The organism is Bradyrhizobium sp. USDA 3397 (assembly GCF_054060965.1).
Genome location: NZ_JBSSDS010000001.1, coordinates 6,084,364 through 6,100,627, shown reverse-complemented (window position 1 = coordinate 6,100,627; position 16,264 = coordinate 6,084,364). Strand labels below are relative to the sequence as shown.

Genomic DNA, 16,264 nt, shown 5'->3' with positions numbered 1-16,264 from the left:
CTATTTTGCCTGCTCGAGCTTGGCCGCCTTGGCCGGTTCATACCACCAGATATCCGGGGCCCCGACGCCGTTGGCATAGCGCGGCAGCCTCGGTGGATGGCCGAACTGATCCCAATAGGCCAGCCGGTGCGTCTTGTTGTACCATTGCGGTACCCAGTAGCGGCCGGCGCGGAACAGGCGATCGAAGGCGCGGCAGGCGACGGTCAGCTCTTCGCGGCTGTCGGCCGCCATGATCTTCTCGATCATTGCGTCGATCGCCGGACTGGCGACCCCAGCGAGATTGTACGAGCCCTTGGTGTTTGCGACCTGCGAGGAGAAGAACGCGCGCATGGCATCGCCCGGTGTCGCCGACATGCTGAAGCGTTGGATGGTCATGTCGAAATCGAAATCTTCCTGCCGGGCCTTGTGCTGTACGGCATCGACGAGGCGCACGCTCGCTTCGATGCCGAGCGTCGCGAGATTCTTGATGTAAGGCGCGTGGTGCGGCTGGAACGAGGGCTCATCCAGCAGGAACTCGATCTTGAACGTTTCGCCGTTCGGCAGCACCCGCTTGCCGTCCTTGATGGGCACGCCGGCCTCCGTCAGCAATTGCTGGGCCTTGCGGAGCAGGCTGCGATCCTGTCCGGAGCCGTCGGAGGCCGGCGGCGTGAACGGCGCCGCGAACACCTCGTCGGGAATTTGGCCGCGGAACGGCTCCAGCAGCTTCAGCTCTTCCGGCGACGGCGGCGCATTGCCGGCCATCAGGTCCGAGTTCTGGAACGGCGACACCGTGCGGGCATAGGCGCCGTACATGATGGTCTTGTTGGTCCATTCGAAATCGAAAGCGTTGATCAGGGCCTCGCGCACGCGGGGGTCTTTGAATTTGTCGCGCCGCGTGTTGATGAACCAGCCTTGCGCGCCGGAGGGCGTATCGTCGGGCACGACCTCCAACTTGACCCGACCTTCCTTCACCGCGGGGAAGTCATAGCGCGTCGCCCAGATGCGCGAAGTGAACTCCTCGCGATAGAGATAGCTCTTGCCGGTAAAGCCCTCGAAGGCGACATCGCGGTCGCGATAGAACTCGTAGCGGACGACATCGAAATTATAGCTGCCGCGGCAGGGCGGTAGATCAGCGGCCCACCAGTCCTTCACACGTTCGAACTCGATGTAGCGATTGACCTCGAACCTGCCGACCTTGTACGGACCCGAGCCGAGCGGAATGTCCAGAGACGATTCATCGAACGGGCGGGAGGCGTAGTACGCCTTCGAGAAGATCGGCAGACTGGCGACATAGAGCGGCACGTCGCGCGCGCGCCCCTTGGCGAAGGTGACGACGAGCATCGCATCGTCGAGGGCTTCCGCACTGATCATGTCGCGCATCTGCACGATGATCAACGGATGCCCCTTAGTCTTCAGCGTCGTCAGCGAAAAAGCCGCATCGTGGGCTGTGAGCCTGGTCCCGTCGTGGAATTTCGCCTCGGGCCGCATCGTGAAGCGGTAGACCAGCTTGTCCGGCGATATCTGCACGGATTTGGCCGCCAGCCCGTACATTGCGTCAGGCTCGTCAGCTGCCCGGACCATCAGCGGCGAAAACGTCATACCCATACCTTGCGCGCCGTCGCCTTTCAGGATGAAGGCGTTGAGCGAGTTGAAGGTCTGGTAGGACTGATTGTAGGCCCGCACCGACGGGATCAGCGAGAACGTGCCGCCTTTCGGCGCGTCGACATTGACGTAATCGAAATGACGGAAGTCGGCGGGATATTTGAGATCGCCGAATGCCGACATGCCGTGCGCCTCGGTCGCCGCTTCCGATGCTCGCGCGCTGCGCGCCAGCGGCGCGCCGACGGACGCCCCGAGGGCGCCGCCAACACCCAGGACCAGCACATGGCGGCGTGACATCTGCGTCATGCGGGGATTGTCCTTCACGATTTCTTTGCGATCCGTGCCGCCTTGTCTGCGTCGTACCACCAGATGAACGGGAAGCCGGACAGACCATACCTGGGCAATTCCGCCGGCCGGCCGAAGCGATCCCAGCGCGCGGTGCGGACCTTGTTGTAGGTCCATTGCGGCACGACGTAGTGATTCCACAGCAACACGCGGTCGAGGGCCTTGGTGGCCGCGACGAGATCGTCGCGATCAGTGGCGTAGATCACACGCTCGATCAGCTTGTCGATGGCCGGATTCTTGATGCCGGCGATGTTGCGCGAGCCGGCGATGTCGGCCGATTTGGAGGACCAGAACTCGCGCTGCTCGTTGCCCGGCGATTGCGACTCGCCCCAGGAGTTCGTCACGATGTCGAAGTCCCACTCGCGCGTCCTGTTCTCATACTGGGTCGGATCGACCGTCCGAACGCTCACCGCAATGCCGAGCCGCTCCAGCGACGGCTTGTAGAACAGCGTAATTCGTTCGAAGCTGGGATCCGAGTTGAGCAATTCCAGCGAGAACTGCGCACCGGTCTTGACGTCGACCAGCTTGCGATCTCGCACCTCGTAGCCGGCTTCCTTGAACAGGCGCAGCGCCTCACGCAAATTGTCGCGCACCGCCTCCGGACTACCCCCGACCGGATTGGTGTAGGGCGTCGTGAAGACCTCGGGCGGTACCTGGGCGCGGACGGTCTCGAGAATTTCGAGCTCCTTACCCTGCGGCAATCCCGTTGCCATCAGCTCCTCGATGCCGTCGAAATAGCTGCTGATGCGCTTGTACTGACCGTAGAAGATCTGCTTGTTCATCTCCTCGAAGTCGAACGCGTAGTTGAGCGCACGACGCACGCGCGGATCGCTGAACTTGGCGCGGCGCAGGTTCGGCACGAAGGCCTGCATCACGCCCGAGCTGCGATTGACGAATTCCTCGAGGATCACCCGCTTTTCGGTCACGGCCGGGAAATCGTAGGCGGTCGCCCAGCTCTTCGCGCTGTTCTCGGTGCGCCAGTCGACCTGGTCGGCCTTGAAGGCCTCGATCGCAACGGTGCCATCGCGAAAATATTCGTAGCGCAGCTCGTCGAAATTGTTGCGGCCCACATTGATGGGAAGATCGCGGCCCCAATAGTCCTTGACGCGCTCCAGCGCGATCGAGCGTCCTGCGACGAATTCCTTGACCTTGTAGGGGCCCGAGCCGAGCGGCACTTCCAGCGTGGTGGTGGCGATATCGCGCTTGCGGCCCTGCGCGTCCGTCCCCTCCCACCAATGTTTCGGAAGGACGATCAGCTGTCCCACGATCAGCGGCAGCTCGCGGTTGCCGGGTGCGTCGAACACGAACTTCACGTCACGCTCGCCGACCTTTTCGGCCTTCACCACATGGCTGTAATAGGCCGAGTACATCGGGTGGTTCTTCTTGAAGGAATCGAGCGAGAAGATCACGTCCTCGGGCGTAACAGGCTTGCCGTCATGCCATTTCGCCTGCGCGCGCAGGCGATAGGTGACGAAGGAAAAGTCGTCGGGATGGCTGACCGCTTCGGCCAGCGCGCCGTATTCGGTCGAGACCTCGTCGAGCGACTGCGTCAGGAGCGATTCATAGATGAATGCGACGGCGCCGGCGACCTGGCCCTTCACGCCCGAGACGACGATGTTGAAATTGTCGAACGTGCCGACGGCGATCTGGCGCGCGACACCGCCTTTGGGGGCGTCCGGATTGACGTAGTCGAAGCGCTTGAAGTCGGCGGGGTACTTGACCTTTCCGAACAGCGACAGCGCGTGGCGCCAAGGCAACCCGCCGGAAGTCAGTTCAGTTGCTGATTGCGCATGCGCCACGCCGACGGGAACGCCCGCAACGGAGCCAAGGACTGGAAGCGCTGCGGCTGCAGTGCCGGTGAGCAGGAGATCGCGTCGGGTAATGGCCAAATCAACATCCCTGTCTTGAAGGAGGCTACTCCTTTAAGTTCCCAATATAGGCGAGGTTTCGACCGAATATGTTGCTTTTTCCTCATCTTGGAAGCCCGGCCGGCCTATCGGATGCGGCCAAACGCCCCGATAACGTCGCCGCGAGGCCCGGATAAGGAAACGGCCAGACTTTTCAGCCTGGCCGTATTCGAGCGCCGGTTCTTGGGACCTTATTTTGACGCCGTCGGCAGCGGCTGAGGTTTCTCCGACTGCGAATTCAGATAGGCGATGATATCGGCACGCTCGGAATCCTTGGCAACACCGGCAAAGCCCATCGCGGTGCCCGGAATGAAGCCCTTCGGATTGGCGAGGAACTTGTTGAGGTCGTCGAAGCTCCAGTTGCCACCCTTGGCCTTGATGGCGGCCGAGAAGTTGAAGCCACCACGGCCCTGGCCCTTGGGCTCGCCAACGACGCCGTAGAGGTTCGGACCGACCCGGTTCGGGCCGCCCTTCTCGAAGGTATGGCAGGCGCCACACTTCTTGGCGGCCGCGGAGCCCTTCTCGACGGAGGCGGTTTGGAGCAGCTTTTCGATCGGTTCGGACGGTGCGGCGGCAGCGGCGCCCTCCTTGCCGGAGCCGGCATCTTGCTTGACCGCGATCTCGAAGCCCGGCTTTTCCGGCATCTTGGGGGAGAACAGCGCACTCGCGGTGAAGCTCGTCACCAGTAGGAAGAGACAGGTGCCGAACACGGCGCCGAGAATCTTATTGAGTTCGAAAGAGTCCATTTCCGGCCAGGCCCCACCGCAAGAAGGAAACAGCGGCCCGGATGGCCGCAGGACGAGCCTCGGAGAATCAAACGTTCCTTATTGTTTCCCCGAGTTTTGCCATTGAGATATCGGTTTGCCCGGGGTCTGGCAACCCGTATAAGCGACCCGGCTTCAGGCCCGTCCCCATCCCATGTCCCGGTGCGGAAAACGCTCCGTTTTCAGGCTCTTGACCTCAGACCTTTGAACCCGATGATCGATCCCCGCATCCTGGTGCTGATCCCGGCTCGCATGGCCGCCACCCGCCTGCCCGGCAAGCCGCTCGCCGATATCGCGGGATTGCCGATGATCGTGCATGTGCTGCGCCGTGCCGAGGCCGCCGCAATCGGCAGGGTCGCGGTGGCCACCGACACCGACGAGATCGCCTCGGTCGTGACCGCCCATGGCGGCGAGGCCGTGATGACCCGCGGCGACCACCCCTCCGGCTCCGACCGCATCCACGAGGCCATGCAGAAGCTCGATCCCGAGGGCAAAGCCGAGATCGTGGTCAATGTCCAGGGGGATTTCCCGACCATCACGATCGACAACATCCGCGAGGTGCTGCCGCCGCTGCAAGACCCGGCCGTGGACATCGCGACGCTGGCCTCGCGGATCCACACCGAGGAAGAGGATCTCGCCCCAAGCGTGGTGAAGGCGATCGGAACCTCGGTTGGCGGCAGGCGGATGCGCGCACTTTATTTCACCCGCGCGACCGCCCCGACCGGCGACGGACCGCGTTATCACCATATCGGCCTCTATGCCTTTCGCCGCGCCGCGCTGGAGCGCTACGTCTCTCTTCCGCCGTCTCCGCTGGAATTGCAGGAGAAGCTCGAGCAGCTCCGGGCGCTTGAGGCCGGAATGCGCATCGATTTCACCATCGTCGACACCGTGCCCCGCGGGGTCGATACGCCGGCGGACCTCGAGACCGCGCGCAGCATCCTTTCCAAATCCTGAGCCGCTGCTACAAGGCCGAGCATGAGCAAGATGAAGATCGCATTCCAGGGCGAGCCTGGCGCCAATTCCCACATCGCCATCGTCGAGGCCTATCCCGACGCCGAACCGATGCCCTGCGCCACATTCGAAGACGCGCTGTCGGCGATCTCGTCGGGCGAGGCCGATCTCGGCATGATCCCGATCGAGAATTCGGTCGCCGGCCGCGTCGCCGACATCCATCACCTCCTGCCGGCGTCCGGCCTCTTCATCGTCGGCGAATGGTTCCTGCCGGTCCGGCATCAGCTGATGGCCGTGAAGGGCACCAAGCTCGAAGACATCAAGAGCGTCGAGAGCCATGTGCATGCGCTCGGCCAGTGCCGGCGCATCATCCGCAAGCTCGGCATCAAGCCGATCGTGCATGCCGATACCGCCGGCAGCGCCCGCGACATCTCGGAGCGCCAGGACAAGACGGTGGCCGCGATCGCCTCGCGCCTTGCTGCAAAGATCTACGGTCTCGACATCCTCGCCGAGGACATCGAGGACGAGGCCCACAACACCACGCGCTTCGTGGTGCTGGCGCGCGAGCCGAAATGGGCGCCCCAAGGCACCGGGCCGCTCGTCACGACTTTTGTTTTCCGGGTGCGCAATTTGCCGGCGGCGCTCTACAAGGCGCTCGGCGGCTTCGCCACTAACGGCGTCAACATGACCAAGCTCGAGAGCTACATGGTCGACGGCAATTTCTTCGCCACGCAGTTCTATGCCGACGTCGACGGCCATCCCGATGACAAGGGCCTCGCCTTCGCCATCGAGGAGCTGAAGTTCTTCTCGCGCGAATTCCGCATCGTCGGCGTTTATCCGGGCCATCCGTTCCGCGCCACGTTCAGCGAAGTGCAGGATTAGTGGCGTGTCCCGGACGTGCGAAGCGCGAGCCGGGACCCAAGAGCGGCAATACTCGAGGCTGCGATGGGCCCCGGCTCAGCAGCGCATCACCGTAGTGCGTCGAAGACGCGCGTAAACGCGCTCATGGTGCTGCGCTGCGTCCGGGGCACGAGAGCGGTTACGCGTTTTCTCTTCGCGCCAGCCCGAACGCCTCCGCCAGCAGCGAATACGACTTCTTTCGCGCCTCGTGGTCATACACCGCCGTGATCACCATCAGCTCGTCCGGCTTGCTTGCGTAGATTAGCGGCTGCAGCTTCTTCTGCACCGTCGCGGGACTGCCGACGAACAGGCGCGAACGGTTACGCAGGATCGAGGTGCGCTCGGCGTCCGTATACGGATAGGCCATCGCCTCCTCGACGCTCGGCAGCGGCAGATATTGACCGCGGTCGCGGCGAAGACGGTTGAGGTCGAAGGACGAGGCGAGCCTTTCGGCCTCCTCGTCGGTATCGGCCGCGATGACGGCGACCGCGAGAATGGCATGTGGGCTCGCACGCCAGGCCGAGGGCTGAAAGCGATTGCGGTAATGCACCATCGCATCGATCGCGTCGTGGGACGCGAAATGATGGGCGAAGGCGAAGCCCATGCCGACCTGCGCGGCCAATTCCGAGGAATAATCGCTGGAGCCGAGCAGCCAGATCGGCGGCAGGGCGGTGTCGTCGGGCATGGCGACGACGTTGTTGTAGGGGTGCCCTGCGGGGAATTCGCGGGTCTCCCACAGGATCAGCTCGTGCAGCCGTTCCAGGAAATCGTCGCCCTCGCGGCGGTCGAGCCGACTCCGCAACGCATACGCCGTGGCGCCATCGGTGCCGGGGGCGCGGCCGAGACCGAGATCGATCCGGCCGGGAAACAGTGCTTCCAGCATCTTGAAGCGCTCGGCGACGACCAGCGGCGCATGGTTGGGCAGCATCACCCCGCCGGAACCGACGCGGAGGTGCTTCGTCACCGCCGCGATCTGCCCGATCATCAGGTCGGGCGCGGGGCTCGCGACGGAGGCGAGATTGTGATGCTCGGCGAGCCAGTACCGGACATAGCCGAGGCCATCCACGTGACGCGCCAAATCGATGCTGTTGCGCAGCGCCGCGGCGGGCTTGGTGCTTGTTGTGACGACGGAGAGGTCGAGGACGGAGAGCGGGATCATGGCGGCTTAACCTAATGGAGGCGGTCGCAGCGGCAATGGGCAGGCTGCGCAGGCCTGACGTGTACGGACGGGCGGGCACGCCAGCCACTGGAGTTGGGACAACCGCCGCTACTTTGCAGACGATTCTGGTCTGCCCACCAAGAAAATGGTCCATAAAAGATGTTCACGAGAGATAATATCTGAAAATTCAACACATTATGTCGTGCAGCGCGCTTCCCACCCAAAACATGATTCGCAAGAATTACCCATCAGACTGCACCTGAATGGGCAACTTCCCATGCATGATGGGCTGTCGATCAAGGGGCCTTTGCCGTATTTTAGCTCTCCGAGGCTAGACCCCGATCACCGGCCTACATTGGAGTGAGTGGTGCCATGACTGACCTGACCACGCCTGCGACAGCCGACCGGCAGGACGGGCACCTGAAGCGGGCTGCGATCTCCTTCGAATTCTTTCCGCCGAAGACGGAAGAGATGGAGCGCAATCTCTGGGAGACCGTCAACCGGCTGGCCCCGCTCGAGCCGAAATTCGTCTCGGTGACCTATGGCGCCGGCGGCTCGACGCGCGAGCGCACCCATTCGACCATCACGCGCATCCTGAAAGAAACCGCGCTGCTGCCGGCGGCGCATCTGACCTGCGTCGGTGCTTCGCGCGGCGAAATCGACGAGATCGTCGACCGCTATCACGAGGTCGGCGTCCGCCACATCGTGGCCTTGCGCGGCGATCCCGTCGGTGGCATCGGCACGCCCTATTCGAGCCATCCCGAGGGTTATCAGAGCTCGGCCGAACTCGTCGCCGGGATCAAGAAGCGGCACGGCGATATCGAAATCTCCGTGTCCGCCTATCCCGAGAAGCACCCCGAAGCACGCGACTTCGATGCCGATATCGACACGCTCAAGGCCAAGGTCGATGCCGGCGCGACGCGCGCGATCACGCAGGTGTTCTTCGACAACGATCTCTACTTCCGCTATCTCGACCGCGTGCGTGCGCGCGGCATCGACATTCCGATCGTGCCGGGCATCATGCCCATGCACAATTTCAAGCAGGCGCGCAATTTCGTGACGCGTGCCGGCACCACGGTGCCGGACTGGTTCGCGGCGAAGTTCGAGGGCCTCGATGACGATGCCGAAACGCGCAAGCTGGTGGCCGCGACCGTTGCGGCCGGCCAGGTGCAGAAGCTCGCCAAGCACGGCGTCGACACCTTCCATTTCTACACCATGAACCGCGCCGATCTCGTGTTCGCGATCAGCCATTTGCTCGGCATTCGCGCCAAGAGCGCGCAGAAGGCGGCGTAAGAGAAAATGACCGTGACCACTTCGCCCAAGCGAACCGCCCTCCTCGCTGCCGCGCGCGAGCGCATCCTGGTGCTCGACGGCGCCATGGGCACGATGATCCAGAATCTGCAGCTCGACGAGAAAGCCTTCCGCGGCGAGCGCTTCAAGAACTTCCATCGCGACTTGCGCGGCAACAACGATCTTCTGATCCTGACGCAGCCGCAGGCGATCGAGGACATCCACGCCGCCTATTTGCGCGCCGGCGCCGACATCGTCGCGACCAACACGTTCTCGACGACCTCGATCGCGCAGGCCGATTACGACCTCACCGACATCGTCTACGAGATGGCGCGCGAAGGCGCCCGCCTCGCCGGCAACGCCGCACGGCGCGTCGCGGCCGAGGACGGCAAGCCGCGCTTCGTCGCCGGCGCCATCGGCCCCACCAACCGCACGGCCTCGATCTCGCCCGATGTTTCCAATCCCGGTTACCGCGCCGTCACCTTCGACGATCTGCGCAAGTCCTATGGCGAGCAGATCCGCGGCCTGATCGACGGCGGCGTCGATCTCCTGCTGGTCGAGACCATCTTCGACACGCTCAACGCCAAGGGAGCGCTCTATGCGATCGCCGAGATCACCGAAGAGCTCGGCATCGACGTGCCCGTGATGGTGTCGGGCACCATCACCGACAAATCCGGCCGCCTGCTGTCGGGCCAGATGCCGGAAGCGTTCTGGAATTCGGTGCGGCACGCCAAGCCCGTTACCATCGGCTTCAACTGCGCGCTCGGCGCGGAAGACCTGCGCGCGCATATCGCCGATATCGGCCGCGTCGCCGACACACTGGTCTGCGCCTATCCCAATGCCGGCCTGCCGAACGAGTTCGGCCAGTATGACGAGACGCCCGAATACATGGCGCGGCTGATCGGCGAGTTCGCGCGCGACGGGCTCGTCAACATCGTCGGCGGCTGCTGCGGTACGACGCCGGACCATATCGCGGCGATTGCTGCGGCAGTGGCCCCGCACAAGCCGCGCATCGTGCCGGAGATCACCCCGCGCCTGCGGCTTTCCGGACTCGAGCCGTTCGTGCTGACCGACGCGATCCCCTTCGTCAACGTCGGCGAACGCACCAACGTCACGGGCTCGGCGCGCTTCCGCAAGCTGATCACATCAGGCGATTACACGGCCGCGCTCCAGGTCGCGCGCGACCAGGTCGAGAACGGCGCGCAGATCATCGACGTCAACATGGACGAGGGCCTGCTCGATTCCGAAGCGGCGATGGTGACCTTCCTCAATCTCCTCGCCGCCGAGCCCGACATCGCGCGCGTGCCTATCATGGTCGATTCCTCGAAATTCTCGGTGATCGAGGCCGGCCTGAAATGCGTGCAGGGCAAGCCGGTCGTCAACTCGATCTCGATGAAGGAAGGCGAGGAGAAGTTCATCCACGAGGCGCAGATCGCCCGTCGCCACGGCGCGGCCGTCGTCGTCATGGCATTCGACGAGGTCGGCCAGGCCGACACGTTCGCGCGCAAGACCGAGATCTGCAAGCGCGCCTACGACATCCTGGTGAACAAGGTCGGCTTCCCGCCTGAGGACATCATCTTCGATCCGAACATCTTCGCGATCGCGACCGGCATCGAGGAGCACAACAATTACGGCGTCGACTTCATCGAGGCGACGCGCTGGATCCGCCAGAACCTGCCGGGCGCGCATGTCTCGGGCGGCGTCTCCAATCTCTCCTTCTCGTTCCGCGGCAACGAGCCGGTGCGCGAGGCGATGCACTCGGTGTTCCTGTATCACGCCATCAAGGCCGGCATGGATATGGGGATCGTCAATGCCGGTCAGATGATCGTTTATGACGACATCGACCCGGAGCTGCGGCAAGTGTGCGAGGACGTCGTCCTCAACCGCGACGCGGGCGCCTCCGAGCGGCTGCTCGCGCTCGCGGAGAAGTTCCGCGGCAAGAAGACCGAAGGCAAGGAAGCCGATCTCGCCTGGCGCGAATGGCCGGTGGAGAAGCGGCTGTCGCATTCGCTGGTGCACGGCATCACCGAGTTCATCGAGCAGGACACCGAAGAAGCCCGCAAGAAGTCCTCGCGCCCGCTCGACGTCATCGAGGGCCCGCTGATGGCCGGGATGAACGTGGTCGGCGACCTCTTCGGCGACGGCAAGATGTTTTTGCCGCAGGTGGTGAAGTCCGCGCGCGTGATGAAGCAGGCTGTCGCTTACCTCATGCCGTTCATGGAGGAGGAGAAGGCGCGCAACCTCGCCAGCGGCATCGGCACCGAGGGCTCCTCGTCCGCCGGCAAGATCGTGCTCGCGACGGTGAAGGGCGACGTCCACGACATCGGCAAGAACATCGTCGGCATCGTGCTCCAGTGCAACAATTTCGAGGTGATCGATCTCGGCGTGATGGTGCCCGCAGCCAAGATCGTCGAGACGGTGAAGGCCGAGAAGGCCGACATCGTCGGGCTGTCAGGCCTGATCACGCCCTCGCTCGACGAGATGGCGTTCTTCGCCGGCGAATTGCAGCGCGAAGGCTTGAGGCTGCCGCTCCTGATCGGCGGCGCCACCACCAGCCGCGTGCATACGGCCGTCAAGATCGACCCGAGCTATCGCGCCGGTCCCGTCGTGCATGTCAACGACGCCAGCCGCGCGGTCGGCGTCGCCTCCGCGCTGCTCTCGCCGGAGAAGCGCGAGGCCTATGCGGCCGAGGTGCGGGCCGAATACGCCAAGATCTCGGAGGCGCATCTGCGCGCGCAGGCCGACAAGAAGCGGCTGAGGCTGGCTGACGCGCGTGCCAACCGCGTGCCGGTCGATTTTGCCAAGAGCAAGCCGGTGAAGCCGACCTTCCTCGGTATTAGGAGCTTCGACGATTACGATCTCGCCGAGCTCGTCGACTGCATCGACTGGACGCCGTTCTTCCAGACCTGGGAGCTCGCCGGACGATTCCCCGCCATCCTCGACGACGCCAAGGTCGGCGAGGTCGCGCGTTCGCTCTATGACGATGCGCGCAAGATGCTCGACACGATCGTCAAGGAGAAGTGGTTCCGGGCGCGCGCGACGATCGGCTTCTGGCCGGCGAACGCGCAAGGCGACGACATCGTGCTCTATGCCGACGATAACAGGACCAAGAGCATCGCGACGCTGCACACGCTGCGCCAGCAGCTGGAGAAGCGCGAGGGCCGCTTCAACGCTGCGCTCTCCGACTTCATCGCGCCGGCCGGCGTGCCCGATTATATCGGCGGCTTCGTCGTCACCGCAGGGATCGGCGAGGATGCAGTTGCCGACCGCTTCAAGATGGCGAACGACGATTACTCCTCGATCCTGTGCAAGGCGCTGGCCGACCGCCTCGCCGAAGCCTTCGCCGAACGCATGCATGCCCGCGTGCGCCGCGAGTTTTGGGCCTATGCACCGGACGAGGCGCTCTCCAACGAGGAACTGATCCTGGAGAAGTACTCCGGGATTCGCCCCGCGCCCGGCTATCCCGCGCAGCCTGATCATACCGAAAAGGCAACGCTGTTCGAGCTGCTCGACGCCGAAGCCACCGCCGGCGTGAAGCTGACCGAGAGCTTTGCGATGTGGCCGGGCTCGTCCGTCTCCGGCCTCTATTTTGCAAACCCCGAAAGCTATTATTTCGGCGTCGGCAAGATCGAGCGCGACCAGGTCGAGGACTACGCGGCGCGCAAGGGCATGAGCGTGGCCGAAGCCGAGCGCTGGCTCGCGCCGGTGCTGAACTACATCCCCTCGCAGGACAAGCCGTTCGCCGCCACGCCGGCGAACGACGAGATGCCGAAAGACCTCGCCTCGCATCCGCCGGGCTGCACCTGCGCGGTGCACTTGGTCTGGCAGAAGAAGCGCGCCGGCGTGGGTTAGGGGCCGCCGAAACACAAACGTGGAAAACAACCCCATGCACAGTAGCGATGGGGTTGAAAAGGCTTGAAGATTTTCGGCCTTGCCGAAATCGTGTTGCGACGTCGGGCAAAACAGGGGTATTATGGCATCATCGGCTGCTATGGCGACTGAAGCGAGCTAGTGGTGGATGCCTTTCGCTCTACGCGCACGGTGCCCATCCTCCCCTGGAGGGGGAGGATCGGTTCGCATGCAGCGAAGCGAAATGCGAACCGAGGTGGGGTGACGGTCTCTCCTCCTTGAAACTGCCCGAGTGGAGAGATCACCCCACCCCGCTCGCGCTGCGCGCGATCGACCCTCCCCCTCCAGGGGAGGGTAAGAGCCTTCACCCCTTCGGCGGGGATAGCGGCTGCGCGATCTCCTTGAACGGGGCCAGTGCCTCGCAACGCTCGCTATGGGCCGCGAGCGCCGGATAGCGCGCGGCGTCGAACAGCTGCGGATGCGCTTCGCGGGTGAAGCGGACGACACAGGCGACGGCGACATCGGCGTGGCCGGTTCGGTCACCCAGCCAATACGGTGTCGTCACCTTGGCGCGCTCGGCTTCGAGCACCTTGAGCACGTCCGCGATCTGCGCCTGGCAACGCTCGACCCACAGCGCGAGCTGCTCCTTCCGCAGCACGCGCTCGTAGAGCAGGCTCACCGCCTTGTCGCCGAGGCCGGAAGCGAGCGCGCAGATGCGCAAATGCTTGCGCCGCTCGGTGCCGCCGCGCGGCAGCATGGCCTTGTCCGCGCCGACGAGGTCATCGAGATAATCGAGGATGATCGTGCTCTCGATCAAAGCCTCACCGTCGTCGAGCACCAGGGTCGGCACGCGGCGGAGCGGATTGTACGGCGCGATCTTGTCGGCATCGCCGAAGGTCGACCATGGCCTGTGCTCGAAGGCGAGCCCGTAAAGCCGGAGCGCAATCGCGACGCGGCGGACGAAGGGGGAATCATATTGGCCGATCAGGAACATGGTTCTCGCTCTTCTCGATCATTGAACACCGCAGGGCCGATCAGTCTCCACGACCAGCCCGGCGCGGCGCAACAAAAATCTCGGAAAGGGAGCATTGCGCCGGCTGCAACGACGTCCGCGGCGGCCTCACTGCGCACCACGCTCAAAGGCCGTCCTGGATCGAGCGCTTGATCGCGGCGATGGCGGGCTCGTTGCGCTTGTACATCGTCCACTGCTTGATCCGCTTGGCGCGCACCAGCTTGGCCGCCGTCAGCACCCGCATGTGCTCGCTCAATGTCGGCGCGCTGACCCCGAGCTTCTCGGCGATCAGCAATCCGCAGACGCCGTCCTCGACCAGATCGCCGTCTTCCTGCTCGCGAAAATGCCGCCGCGGATCCCGCAGCCATTCCAGGATCTGCAGGCGGCGTTCGTTGGCGAGCGCGCGCAATGCGAGGGCAAACTTCATTTAGCCATTTTGCTAATTACCTAATTGATGTCAACTCTCACTTGGGCTATCCTGGACGGCATCATGACAGCGACAATGGACATCACACGGGAGCGGATCGCGGCGACCGAGCCGGTCATCCGTCCGCATATCAGGCGCACGCCGCTGCTTCAGGCCGACCTCGCCGATTTCGGCCTGCCGGCCGCGCCGGTCACGTTCAAGCTCGAGATGCTGCAGCATTCCGGATCGTTCAAGGCGCGCGGCGCCTTCGCCAATCTGTTGCTGCGGCAGGTGCCGCAGTCAGGTGTCGTCGCCGCATCCGGCGGCAATCACGGCGCGGCGGTCGCCTATGCGGCGCAGCGACTCGGCGTTCCCGCCACGATCTTCGTGCCCGACATCACCTCGCCGGCCAAGGCCGAGCGGATCAGGAACTATGGCGCAAAGCTCGTGATCGCAGGCAGCCGCTACGCCGATGCGCTCGCCGCGAGCGAGGCGCATGTCGCGCAGACCGGCGCGCTGGCCGTCCATGCCTTCGATCAGGCCGAAACCCTGCTCGGCCAGGGCAGCGTCGGATTGGAATTGGAGCAGGATGCTCCCGGCATCGACACGCTGCTGGTGGCCGTCGGCGGCGGCGGGCTGATCGGCGGCATTGCGGCGTGGTACGCCGGCAGGACGCGCATCGTCGCGGTCGAGCCGGAGCAATCGCCAACGCTGCACGCCGCGTTCGAGGCGGGCGCGCCGGTCGATGCGCCGGCCGGCGGTCTCGCCGCCGACAGCCTGGCGCCGCGCCGGGTCGGCGAGCTGATGTTTCCGCTCGCGCGGGCCCATGTGGAGCGTGTCGTCCTGGTCAGCGACGATGCGATCCGCCAGGCGCAGGCCGCGCTGTGGTCGCACTTGCGCCTCGTCGCCGAGCCCGGCGGCGCCGCTGCCTTTGCCGCGGTGCTCTCCGGCCGCTATCGTCCCTCGGCCGGCGAACGCGTCGCGATTCTTGTCTGCGGGGCGAATACGACGGCGGTGAATCTCGACAGCTGAGCGGGAAATGACATGACGGGACCGCGCGGGCTGATCCTGCTCTCCATCCTGCTGCCGATGATCGGCGCTGGTCACGCGCAGGACCGTCCGATCGGCTTTCTGACGCCGTCGAAGAACATCGCCTGCCAGTTCTTCACCGACAACGGTCAGGGCGTGCTCCGCTGCGACATCATGAACATGGACGCGCGCCCGCGCCGGCCGGCCGATTGCGAGCTCGACTGGGGCCACGCCTTCGAGATGAGCGCGAAGGGCACTGCGGGGCGCATCTGCGCCGGCGACACCGTGATGGACCCGTCGCTGCCGGCGCTGGCCTATGGCGAGGTGTGGCAGCGCGGGGGATTCACCTGCCGGTCGGAGCAGATGGGGCTGACGTGCTTCAACGCGATGCAGCGGGGGTTTTCGCTGGCGCGAGGGAAGCAGGATGTGTTTTGAGCATGCTCGACCAGAACAACAAGAATGCCGACGAGAATCCATCGCTCAGTATCTTGGGCGTCTACTCGTTCAGCGCCGACAAGGCCACCTATGCCCGCTTCATCCGGGAGCTGATCGATTCGCACGATCCGCCTAATTTCAGCGAAGAAGTTAAGGATATCCTCCGTCTCGGCGGCAGGGGTGACGAGATGGTGCCGTTGACTCCTGAGGAGCGACAGGATCTGGAAAGCGAGCTGCGCTTCTATATGGACGACGCCGCGGTTCTCGAGGTGCTGGTGAAGAATCCGGACCCACGATTTAATCCCCATGACTTCGCTCAGATTGACCCGGCCAACCCCAAGGACCACTCGGAGATGACGTGGAACGAGATGTTCCTGACGGCAGACGGCGAGACGGAGATCAGGACCGACTACAGGCAAAGGCTGCCTGCGGCCAAGCAATATCGCGTGGTGTTCGTCATCCATCGGTGGATGCCTAGCCTCCCACTGCTTTCCAGCTACGGAGAGCTTCAGGCTCCTCCCGTGCAGCCGCTCCCCGAGCGATTATGGCGTCTCGCTCCTTATGAGCTTCTGGAGCCGAGTGTTCGTGCATTCCAGTAGTCCGGAGCGCACCAATCCGAATGGGTCAGCCCGTTAC

General features: G+C 64.2%; 13 protein-coding genes. 7 read left to right on the top strand and 6 right to left on the bottom strand.

Annotated elements, in window-relative coordinates; genetic code table 11:
* The 3 genes from ACVWYQ_RS28170 to ACVWYQ_RS28160 all read right to left on the bottom strand — a co-directional run bounded on the left by ACVWYQ_RS28170 (position 1) and on the right by ACVWYQ_RS28160 (position 4,579).
* Positions 1–1,887, bottom strand: a complete 1,887-nt coding sequence (locus ACVWYQ_RS28170) for an extracellular solute-binding protein (protein WP_404545876.1) — start codon at positions 1,885–1,887, stop codon at positions 1–3.
* A 14-nt stretch (positions 1,888–1,901) separates the two neighbouring features.
* Positions 1,902–3,815, bottom strand: coding sequence for an extracellular solute-binding protein (locus ACVWYQ_RS28165; RefSeq protein ID WP_271542829.1), 1,914 nt, complete (start codon positions 3,813–3,815; stop codon positions 1,902–1,904).
* 209 nt (positions 3,816–4,024) lie between these two features.
* Entirely contained in the window at positions 4,025–4,579 is a 555-nt protein-coding gene (locus ACVWYQ_RS28160) for a c-type cytochrome (RefSeq protein ID WP_109142421.1), read from the bottom strand.
* Between the two features lie 231 nt (positions 4,580–4,810).
* On the opposite strand from ACVWYQ_RS28160, the gene ACVWYQ_RS28155 reads away from it, so the two are divergent.
* Entirely contained in the window at positions 4,811–5,551 is a 741-nt protein-coding gene (locus tag ACVWYQ_RS28155; RefSeq protein WP_035998024.1) for a 3-deoxy-manno-octulosonate cytidylyltransferase, read from the top strand.
* Positions 5,552–5,572: 21 nt separating this feature from the next.
* Positions 5,573–6,430 carry a prephenate dehydratase gene (locus tag ACVWYQ_RS28150; RefSeq protein ID WP_404545873.1) on the top strand — a complete coding sequence of 286 codons (858 nt, stop codon included), beginning with the start codon at positions 5,573–5,575 and terminating at the stop codon, positions 6,428–6,430.
* A gap of 157 nt (positions 6,431–6,587) precedes the next feature.
* On the opposite strand, the gene ACVWYQ_RS28145 is transcribed toward ACVWYQ_RS28150, so the two are convergent.
* Positions 6,588–7,607, bottom strand: a complete 1,020-nt coding sequence (locus ACVWYQ_RS28145; protein WP_404545871.1) for an LLM class flavin-dependent oxidoreductase — start codon at positions 7,605–7,607, stop codon at positions 6,588–6,590.
* A gap of 372 nt (positions 7,608–7,979) precedes the next feature.
* Between ACVWYQ_RS28145 and metF the strand changes: the two genes are divergently transcribed.
* Both metF and metH read left to right on the top strand, forming a co-directional pair.
* Complete coding sequence (metF, locus tag ACVWYQ_RS28140) at positions 7,980–8,900, top strand: methylenetetrahydrofolate reductase [NAD(P)H] (protein ID WP_404545869.1); 921 nt, start codon at positions 7,980–7,982, stop codon at positions 8,898–8,900.
* A 6-nt stretch (positions 8,901–8,906) separates the two neighbouring features.
* Positions 8,907–12,749, top strand: a complete 3,843-nt coding sequence (metH, locus tag ACVWYQ_RS28135) for a methionine synthase (protein ID WP_456726586.1) — start codon at positions 8,907–8,909, stop codon at positions 12,747–12,749.
* A gap of 361 nt (positions 12,750–13,110) precedes the next feature.
* Here the strand turns inward: metH and ACVWYQ_RS28130 are convergent, their stop codons facing one another.
* Both ACVWYQ_RS28130 and ACVWYQ_RS28125 read right to left on the bottom strand, forming a co-directional pair.
* Positions 13,111–13,740 (bottom strand): glutathione S-transferase family protein, encoded by a 630-nt coding sequence (locus ACVWYQ_RS28130; RefSeq protein WP_456726585.1) that lies wholly within the window; start codon positions 13,738–13,740, stop codon positions 13,111–13,113.
* A 142-nt stretch (positions 13,741–13,882) separates the two neighbouring features.
* Positions 13,883–14,185, bottom strand: a complete 303-nt coding sequence (locus tag ACVWYQ_RS28125) for an ArsR/SmtB family transcription factor (RefSeq protein WP_456726584.1) — start codon at positions 14,183–14,185, stop codon at positions 13,883–13,885.
* Positions 14,186–14,212: 27 nt separating this feature from the next.
* Here ACVWYQ_RS28125 and ACVWYQ_RS28120 point away from each other — a divergent pair, with 27 nt between their 5' ends.
* From ACVWYQ_RS28120 to ACVWYQ_RS28110, 3 genes are read left to right on the top strand one after another with little or no spacing between them, the layout of a single operon-like run.
* Positions 14,213–15,196 carry a threonine/serine dehydratase gene (locus tag ACVWYQ_RS28120; RefSeq protein WP_404545863.1) on the top strand — a complete coding sequence of 328 codons (984 nt, stop codon included), beginning with the start codon at positions 14,213–14,215 and terminating at the stop codon, positions 15,194–15,196.
* Positions 15,197–15,208: 12 nt separating this feature from the next.
* The gene (locus tag ACVWYQ_RS28115) at positions 15,209–15,628 is read left to right on the top strand and encodes a DUF6636 domain-containing protein (RefSeq protein WP_404654840.1); all 420 of its coding nucleotides are present in this window, start codon (positions 15,209–15,211) and stop codon (positions 15,626–15,628) included.
* A 2-nt stretch (positions 15,629–15,630) separates the two neighbouring features.
* Entirely contained in the window at positions 15,631–16,227 is a 597-nt protein-coding gene (locus ACVWYQ_RS28110) for a hypothetical protein (RefSeq protein WP_404654839.1), read from the top strand.
* The last annotated feature ends 37 nt before the right edge of the window (positions 16,228–16,264 follow it).

Bases quoted from the DNA above. Each gene is read 5' to 3' on its own strand.
- ACVWYQ_RS28145 (WP_404545871.1), bottom strand. From the start codon at position 7,607: ATGATCCCGCTCTCCGTCCTCGACCTCTCCGTCGTCACAACAAGCACC.
- ACVWYQ_RS28110 (WP_404654839.1), top strand. From the start codon at position 15,631: ATGCTCGACCAGAACAACAAGAATGCCGACGAGAATCCATCGCTCAGT.
- ACVWYQ_RS28120 (WP_404545863.1), top strand. From the start codon at position 14,213: ATGTCAACTCTCACTTGGGCTATCCTGGACGGCATCATGACAGCGACA.
- ACVWYQ_RS28150 (WP_404545873.1), top strand. From the start codon at position 5,573: ATGAGCAAGATGAAGATCGCATTCCAGGGCGAGCCTGGCGCCAATTCC.
- ACVWYQ_RS28115 (WP_404654840.1), top strand. From the start codon at position 15,209: ATGACGGGACCGCGCGGGCTGATCCTGCTCTCCATCCTGCTGCCGATG.
- ACVWYQ_RS28155 (WP_035998024.1), top strand. From the start codon at position 4,811: ATGATCGATCCCCGCATCCTGGTGCTGATCCCGGCTCGCATGGCCGCC.
- ACVWYQ_RS28130 (WP_456726585.1), bottom strand. From the start codon at position 13,740: ATGTTCCTGATCGGCCAATATGATTCCCCCTTCGTCCGCCGCGTCGCG.
- ACVWYQ_RS28160 (WP_109142421.1), bottom strand. From the start codon at position 4,579: ATGGACTCTTTCGAACTCAATAAGATTCTCGGCGCCGTGTTCGGCACC.
- ACVWYQ_RS28125 (WP_456726584.1), bottom strand. From the start codon at position 14,185: ATGAAGTTTGCCCTCGCATTGCGCGCGCTCGCCAACGAACGCCGCCTG.
- metF (WP_404545869.1), top strand. From the start codon at position 7,980: ATGACTGACCTGACCACGCCTGCGACAGCCGACCGGCAGGACGGGCAC.
- metH (WP_456726586.1), top strand. From the start codon at position 8,907: ATGACCGTGACCACTTCGCCCAAGCGAACCGCCCTCCTCGCTGCCGCG.
- ACVWYQ_RS28170 (WP_404545876.1), bottom strand. From the start codon at position 1,887: ATGACGCAGATGTCACGCCGCCATGTGCTGGTCCTGGGTGTTGGCGGC.